This is a genomic window from Mesorhizobium sp. (assembly GCF_004962925.1).
In the GTDB taxonomy this organism is placed as follows: domain Bacteria; phylum Pseudomonadota; class Alphaproteobacteria; order Rhizobiales; family Rhizobiaceae; genus Mesorhizobium.
Genome location: NZ_SUEO01000343.1, coordinates 1 through 4,067, shown reverse-complemented (window position 1 = coordinate 4,067; position 4,067 = coordinate 1). Strand labels below are relative to the sequence as shown.

Here is a 4,067-nt window from a genome sequence, read left to right as displayed (position 1 = left end):
GGTTTGGGGGGACTTGGGGGTGGCCCGTCAAGCCCAACAATGCTTGAACCCGATGATGGTTCCACGACTTTGCAAATTTATTTCAGAGGCAGACTTTCTCAGGCAGAGCGCTGCCTCGCCGCTTGCCAGTCGCGCCCGGCATGGGCGAACACCGCGCAGAGCACGATGGCGCCGCCGATCATACTGGCGGCCGGCGGGATCTCGGCCAGGAACAGGAAGGCGAACAGGATCGCGAACGGCACTTCAGCCGAACCCAGCAGGCCGGATTCGGCCGCTGGAATGAGCCGCGCGCCCTCCGTCCACAAGATCGAGGCCAGCGCGAAAGACGCGCCGAAGGCGACGAGCAGCACTGCGTCTCTGGTCGAGACGGCTAGCGGGTCGGTGACGAACCAGCCGAGAACGAACAGGAGGAATGCCGATACCGCACCGGCCCACACCACAGGCGTGTCGCGGAAGGCGCGTACCATGATCATGTAGAGCGCGGCGCCGACCGTCATCAGCAGCGCCAGCCCGTCGCCGAACAGATTACCGGTGCCGAAGCCGGACCATACCATGATCGCCACACCGCCCAGCGATACGGTGGCGGCAGCAAGCGTCTGCAGGCGGAAGCGCTCACGAACCAGTAGGAAGGCAAGCAGCGCGGTGACGAAGGGCGCGGTGGCGTAGATGATCGCGACATTGGCGACGAAGGTGAATTTGAACGCCGAGATGAAGGCGATGCTGGCGAGCGCTCCTTCCACCGCCAGCATCCAGCCGCGCCAGCCGAGGCGCAAGCTTTCACGCCTGCCGGAGCGGCGCCGCCGCCACAGCACATAGAGGGTGATCAGGATCGAGCCGACGAAGCCGCGCCAGCAGGTGATGGTCAGCGGGTCGGCATGAATCGACTTGGTCAACACGCCGGTGAGGCCGAAGACGGCCGCCGACGCCGAAACCAGGATGATGCCGAGGGTGCGCTCGGCGGCGGTTTCGGTGGTGGTTGGCATGCTTAGGGATCCCATCATCACCAGACTATGCTGCCTTGTCCTGACACCGTACTGTCAGCAGGGGTTGGCGCATCCTACAGTGCTTGCGGAAATGTTCATTGCCGATGATCAGCAGGCCGGCCGCAAAGATCAGGGGCACGGCTTACGCTACACGGGCGGAACCCTGCCCGGCGCTGCGCCAGCGGCGAGCTAGCGTTGGGGCAGGGCTGGCGGTTCGGGTATCCCGTTCGGCCGATGCGGCTGAACAGGGCTTAGCTGCGCAAGTCGATTCATCTCATCGATGTGTCACCGTTTCGCCCGGCTCCTGCGGAGCACGCCACGAACATCCCAGTTGACTCGGGCCCTGGGTCAGCCCCGATAGAAGGGCGGTCAACAGCAACGAGGTGATTCATGAGCTCTTCCGCCCAGGACGCATGCTGAGCGAATGGTCGCCGGCAGTGGATGCAATCGACCTTGTCCGTCTGTTCACGATTGCCAGTCCCGAGGCGCGAGACGTTCGTCGCGTTTTCGTTTCCAGTTGTCCTTATCGTCGTGCGTCATGTCGTCTATCTCCTCGGCCACGGTTCGCAGGCGATGCCGTCATTGTCGGCGTCATGCTTCGACCAGTATCCCGGTCGCCCTCGGCGCGCTGGGGCCAGTCCGACCGCGCGGGCTGCATCGCAACTCGGTGCCGCCAGTAAATGACGCGCGCCGTCCCATGCCGTCTTCGGCTCCACCTCGGCGATAGACCAACCCGCGAACCCGGCGACCGCGATAGAGGCCACAAGCACCCGCCAGTGCCGTCGATACCATCTCATCTCCCGTTGCCGCCCGACACGGCGCGAGACAGCACCGAACCGGCGATTGAGTTCGGCAAGTTCGCGCTCCGGGCTCCGCCCGGCTCTGGGGATAGGATAGATGCGACCGGTCATCGGACTATTTTGACTGAGGACACCGAATATCCGATTGCTGCGATGGGTTGCATTCTAACGATCGATTTTCGCGCTTTCCGAAAAATATAATTGCCATTTAATCGACGCGGAATCTGATGTGTCGAGTCCGGGCAGGGGCATCAATCGAACCGTTCGGCTCGATATATACCTGCTATACAGGAGACGTAATAATATTACATTATCCTTACTCAGAAAGGTCAATGCAACCTCACCATCCGATTGGGCGACCCTCGCATTCCTGCGACCAACCTCGCTGGCCTCCAGAGGTCTCGGTCGTTAATCGAGGTGTTCCAAAATCCCTCCGGAAATCCGCGCCGAAAAAACGCAATGCAATCAATGCTGATCGTTGCCTTTCCCAGAGTCCTGGAATCATTTGTTTTTTTAACATGTCGTTCTCCCAGAACCGCTGCGCACCTTCGGGTCAAGCCCGAGGGCAGGATTTCGGGCGACATGCATCTAGGTCCAACGACGCAGCAATGCCTGGACCGCTTGTCGCCTTGATCCAAATGCTATTTCTATTTTCGCGAAATCAAAGTTTGAGCCGCACGGGTTCTGCTCGGAGCATCGTTCCCAGCGACTAAGATGACTGTGGAAAGGGTTGGACATGGACGCCACCGGACTGAAGGCCATGCAGGCGCCGCTCAAGGAGGCCTATCGCGACGACGCGTCGAGTGCGCTGGTCACGCTCAGGGCCAGAGGCTCGATCGACGACCAGTCGATCGCCTGCAAGGTGGAGACGGGCCGGGCGCTGGCCGTTGCCGGTCTCCATCCGGCTACCGGCGGTTCGGGGCTCGAACTGTGCTCGGGCGACATGCTGCTGGAGGCGCTGGTCGCTTGCGCCGGCGTAACGCTGAAGGCGGTGGCGACGGCGCTGGAGTTCAAGCTCGGCGCAGCAACGGTGGAGGCCGAAGGCGATCTCGATTTTCGCGGCACTTTAGGTGTGGCAAGAGATGCGCCGGTCGGCTTCCGCGCCATCCGGCTGAATTTTAGCCTCGACAGCGACGAGCCACAGGAGCGCCTCGATACGCTGCTCAAGCTGACCGAACGCTACTGCGTGGTGTTCCAGACCATCAATGCCAAGCCGGATCTGACGGTGAGCGCGCGCGGCTGAAACACGCGCTGCCGGCTATTCACTTTCGCCCTCGTCGGCGAAGGGCGAGGCGCTCGGCACGCACTGCACCGACCAGCCGGCCGGCGTCGGCTGCTTCTGATATTCGGTGACGGCGGAGGTGCACTGTTCGCGGGTGTCGAACGTGCTGGGCAGCACCACCATGCCGCCTTGCGGGCCGGCAATCACCAGATACCAGACCAACGCTACGCTCGGAGCCGCCATGGGAAATTCCTCGTTTGTTGTGGGATTCGGGCGATCCTATCAACTCCGCGCGGTCGACGAAAGCGCGGCTGGCGCGGTGGTTCGCCACGGCGTGAAGTTTGACGTTTGTTTGAAGAGCTCAGTTCGCAGCAAAGCAGTAGAACAGGCCGTCGCCGCCGGTGCTCTTCAGCGCCTCCTGACTGCAGCCGCCGCGTGAAGCGTGCGAGGAATTCCACGATTTGGCGGCAGCCGAATCGTCGAGACCGGTGCGATCGTGATGGCCCGTCATTGCCGCGCCTTCTGCCCCGCTGAGCGTCCAGTCGCCGCAGGTCTGGTCGGCGATTTTCGTGCCGTCGGGCTTGGAGCCGGTCAGCACGTCATGCCGGTTGGGCTTGTCGCCGCGGCCGTTGACCACGTTGCCCTTTTCGTCGAGCGCCGTCTGCTTGGTGATGGCGTTGGCATCACTGTGCAGCGAAGCGACATCGTCGGCGATCTTGTCGCCCTTGGCGTTGAACCACGGTCCCTTGCCGATGCGATCGCGCGCATTGGTGTCGCTGGTCGAGAGATAGGCGCGCCATGTCTTGCCGGTCACGCCGGCGGCTTCAGCCAGCGACTCGCAATGGGCATCGGCGCCCGCCAGGCCGCCGAGATCGGCGCCCTTGCCCGAGCCGACGCTGGTGACGAAGAAGCTCATTGTCGTATCCTGTGAGGATGCGACGCCGACGGCTGCAAGCGATGCGGCGGCGGTGACGAGAAGCAGTCTGCGCATGGTGGTCCTCCGTTTTGTCGACCGTGAACAATCTTGACCGCTAAGCGGCAAGCTGCTTCGGCCGGTTCAGG

The 4,067-nt window shown here is 62.6% G+C and carries 5 protein-coding genes; 1 reads left to right on the top strand and 4 read right to left on the bottom strand.

Annotation, left to right across the window (positions count from 1 at the left end; translation table 11 throughout):
* Positions 1-98 precede the first annotated feature (98 nt).
* Positions 99-983, bottom strand: a complete 885-nt coding sequence (locus tag E5W87_RS34495; protein ID WP_292408140.1) for a DMT family transporter — start codon at positions 981-983, stop codon at positions 99-101.
* Positions 984-1,528: 545 nt separating this feature from the next.
* Entirely contained in the window at positions 1,529-1,780 is a 252-nt protein-coding gene (locus E5W87_RS34490; protein ID WP_292408144.1) for an excalibur calcium-binding domain-containing protein, read from the bottom strand.
* A gap of 739 nt (positions 1,781-2,519) precedes the next feature.
* On the opposite strand from E5W87_RS34490, the gene E5W87_RS34485 reads away from it, so the two are divergent.
* Entirely contained in the window at positions 2,520-3,026 is a 507-nt protein-coding gene (locus E5W87_RS34485; RefSeq protein WP_292408137.1) for an OsmC family protein, read from the top strand.
* 15 nt (positions 3,027-3,041) lie between these two features.
* Here the strand turns inward: E5W87_RS34485 and E5W87_RS34480 are convergent, their stop codons facing one another.
* Both E5W87_RS34480 and E5W87_RS34475 read right to left on the bottom strand, forming a co-directional pair.
* Entirely contained in the window at positions 3,042-3,248 is a 207-nt protein-coding gene (locus tag E5W87_RS34480; RefSeq protein WP_123149778.1) for a hypothetical protein, read from the bottom strand.
* A 118-nt stretch (positions 3,249-3,366) separates the two neighbouring features.
* Complete coding sequence (locus tag E5W87_RS34475) at positions 3,367-3,996, bottom strand: hypothetical protein (protein WP_292408133.1); 630 nt, start codon at positions 3,994-3,996, stop codon at positions 3,367-3,369.
* Positions 3,997-4,067 lie beyond the last annotated feature (71 nt).

Bases quoted from the DNA above. Each gene is read 5' to 3' on its own strand.
- E5W87_RS34475 (WP_292408133.1), bottom strand. From the start codon at position 3,996: ATGCGCAGACTGCTTCTCGTCACCGCCGCCGCATCGCTTGCAGCCGTC.
- E5W87_RS34485 (WP_292408137.1), top strand. From the start codon at position 2,520: ATGGACGCCACCGGACTGAAGGCCATGCAGGCGCCGCTCAAGGAGGCC.
- E5W87_RS34480 (WP_123149778.1), bottom strand. From the start codon at position 3,248: ATGGCGGCTCCGAGCGTAGCGTTGGTCTGGTATCTGGTGATTGCCGGC.
- E5W87_RS34495 (WP_292408140.1), bottom strand. From the start codon at position 983: ATGCCAACCACCACCGAAACCGCCGCCGAGCGCACCCTCGGCATCATC.
- E5W87_RS34490 (WP_292408144.1), bottom strand. From the start codon at position 1,780: ATGAGATGGTATCGACGGCACTGGCGGGTGCTTGTGGCCTCTATCGCG.